This is a genomic window from Kitasatospora sp. NPDC057198, assembly GCF_042670125.1.
Lineage (GTDB): Bacteria > Actinomycetota > Actinomycetes > Streptomycetales > Streptomycetaceae > Kitasatospora.
In genome coordinates this window covers 1-1,896 of the sequence record NZ_JBHUWH010000805.1, presented here as the reverse complement: position 1 = coordinate 1,896, position 1,896 = coordinate 1, and the positions used below count along the sequence as shown (strand labels likewise).

The following is a 1,896-nucleotide window of genomic DNA, read 5'->3' as shown; positions in this document are numbered from 1 at the left end:
GTCCCGCCCCGGCGGCGTTTCCCCGTCCGTCCGGCCGCCGGTCCGTTTGTCCGCCCGTCCGCCCGTCCGTTCGTGCGCCCGCCCGCCCGTCCGCCGCCGACCGGGCGTGTCGTGCGCCGTGCCCTGTTCGGGTGAGCGGATGCGGCAGGCTGGGGCCATGAACAGCCGAAACCGCCTGATCAGCCTCGTTGCCGTGGTGCTCCTCGGCATCGCCGCAGGCGTCGCCGCCCTGCTGAACGGCGGGAGCGGACCGGACGGTGCGAGCAGCGCGAAGTCCCCGTCCGCTGCTTCCGCCCCGGGCACCGCCTCCGCCTCCGCTTCCGCCTCCCGCGGCGGGGCCGCGAGCGCACCCAAACCCTCAGCCCCGGCCAAGTCGCCCACCGCCCGGGGGAGCTGGGTGCCCACTGACCCGGCGCTGGCCGACGTCTGCCGGGGGAAGCTGCCCGCGCAGGCCCTCGACACCCTCGGCCTGATCGCCCGGGGCGGCCCCTACCCGTACCGGTCGGACGGCATCGTCTTCGAGAACCGGGAGGGTCGGCTGCCCCGTCAGAGCAGCGGCTACTACCACGAGTTCACCGTGGTCACGCCCGGGTCGGGCGACCGCGGCACCAGGCGGATCGTCACCGGGGGCACCGGCGAGCAGTACTGGACGGCCGACCACTACACCACCTTCCAGGAGATCGATCCGCGCTGCTGAGCGGGTGGTTGACGGTCCGTCGAAAAACAGTTTTCCTCGCGGAAAGTATGTGTCAGAGTGTGAGTACTTGATCCGGCATGAGGCCGGGTTCTGAGGCACGTCCGCTCGGGGGAACCGATGGTTGACGACAAGCAGCACGAGCAGTCCGAGCAGTCCGAGGAGCTCACGCCCGCGCAGGCGCTCGAGCTCGCCCACCGCGCGCAGGCCGCGGCCCGGCGACCCGCGCCGATGCCCTGGTGGTACGGCCCCGGGGTGGGCGCGACCCTCGCGGTCTACTGCGCGGCGATCGGGCAGAGCTTCCAGCGGCAGGCGCAGTGGCTGATACCGCTGTGCGCGGCCGCCCTCGCGGCGGTGCTGGCGGCCATAGTGCGGGTGGCCATGCGATCCAGCGGCGTCGCCGCGCGGATCGAGAAGACCAAGGTCCCGCCGGGCGTCCTGCGCGCGCTCGGCCTGAGCATCCTGCTGGCGGTGCTGGCCTGGCTCGGCACCTGGCTGGCCACGGACGACCAGGCATGGGCGATGGCCGCCGCGGGCGTGGCCGGCGGCCTGGCCGTGTGGGGCGTCATCACCATGGCCAATCGAGAAATCAAGGAGCAGAGCATGAGCAGCGCGCAGTGAACGGGCTCGACCCGATACTCCACCAGCCCACCAGGCTCACCGTCCTGGCCTTCCTCGGCGGATGCCAGGAAGCCGAGTTCTCCGTCGTCCGCGACTACTGCCAGGTCTCGGACTCGGTGCTCAGCAAGACGGCGGCGGCCCTGGAGGCGGCCGGCTACCTGCGGGTCCGCAAGGGCTACGTCGGGAAGCGGCCCCGCACCTGGCTCTCCGCGACCCGGCAGGGCCGCACCCTGCTGACGGCGCACCTCGCGGCGCTCCAGCAACTGGCCGCCGCCGCGGAGGCGGCCGGTGCCGCGGCGGGCTCCGCGTTCGATCCCGGTGCCGAGCCCGGGGCGGCCTCCCGGCCGGGAGCGGGCGGGGCGGGGACGCGGGCTGAGCAGGGCTGAGCAGGGCGGAGTGCGGGTGCGGCCCGGTGGAGTGCCAGCAGGATCACACCCAGGAACGGAGGTGGGCCGAACCCCGTGCGGTCCGTGCTCCTTGACAACTCGACAGGGTGCCGAGAAAACCCCGGGAGGAAACGGCCGGGGCGGGGGGGGGGGCCCCGCCGGGGGGGCGGGGGGGGGTCGCCGGTCGCCGGCGGG

General features: G+C 74.2%; 3 protein-coding genes. All 3 read left to right on the top strand.

From position 1 onward, the window contains the following. Positions 1-157 precede the first annotated feature (157 nt). Positions 158-697, top strand: a complete 540-nt coding sequence (locus ACFUEL_RS39200; RefSeq protein ID WP_380242922.1) for a ribonuclease — start codon at positions 158-160, stop codon at positions 695-697. A gap of 117 nt (positions 698-814) precedes the next feature. Continuing rightward, a complete protein-coding gene (locus ACFUEL_RS39195; protein WP_380242920.1) occupies positions 815-1,315 on the top strand; it encodes a hypothetical protein in 501 nt (166 codons plus the stop codon). After that, positions 1,312-1,701, top strand: coding sequence for a transcriptional regulator (locus ACFUEL_RS39190; protein WP_380242918.1), 390 nt, complete (start codon positions 1,312-1,314; stop codon positions 1,699-1,701). Before ACFUEL_RS39195 ends, ACFUEL_RS39190 begins: the two co-directional genes overlap by 4 nt. Positions 1,702-1,896 lie beyond the last annotated feature (195 nt).

Bases quoted from the DNA above. Each gene is read 5' to 3' on its own strand.
- ACFUEL_RS39195 (WP_380242920.1), top strand. From the start codon at position 815: ATGGTTGACGACAAGCAGCACGAGCAGTCCGAGCAGTCCGAGGAGCTC.
- ACFUEL_RS39200 (WP_380242922.1), top strand. From the start codon at position 158: ATGAACAGCCGAAACCGCCTGATCAGCCTCGTTGCCGTGGTGCTCCTC.